The following is a 625-nucleotide window of genomic DNA, read 5'->3' on the forward strand; positions in this document are numbered from 1 at the left end:
CGATGTTGAATCGCTCCCGGGCCAGCTCGCGGCCGCGCTCGCCCCACTCGCGGGCCAGGCCCGATCGCGCAGCAGCCGCGCCATGGTGTCGGCAAGCGCCTGCGGCCGGTTGTCGATGAAGCCGTTCTCGCCGCTGCGGATGACGGTGGCCAGCTCGGTGGTGGCCAGGCCGACGACCGGCTGGCGATCAGCATCGCCTCGATCAACGCCAGGCCCAGGCTGGTGTAGCGGACCGGATGCAGGAAGAAGCGGTGCGAGGCCATGTGGGCCGGCAGCTCCAGTTGCGAGGCCTCGCCCCAGCCGCCTGGCAGCGCCTCGCTGCCCATGCCCACCAGCGTCAGCGGCACCCGCTCGAGCAGTTCCCGGTACAGGTCGGCGCCCAGGCGGCGGCCGCGGCGCTGCAGGTGGTTGACGACCACCAGCCCGCGCTCCAGCTCGCCACGATAGACCACCTGCGTCAGCGGCCGCACGCCGTGCTCGACCACCCGGGTCGGCGTCCGGCCCGCGTCCCACATCAGCGCGTTGAAGTGGGTGCAATGGACCAGCATCGCGCCGGGGTCCTGCACCCAGTGCAGGGTGTCGGTGGGATGCTGCTGCGGCGGGTCGTGTTCCAGGTAGACGCGCG

1 pseudogene is annotated in these 625 nt (G+C 72.3%); it reads right to left on the reverse strand.

The features are described from left to right. Positions 1–625 (reverse strand): annotated as a pseudogene (locus FUT87_RS29675) (glycosyltransferase); the annotation flags it as partial.

This window comes from Mitsuaria sp. TWR114 (assembly GCF_007997345.1).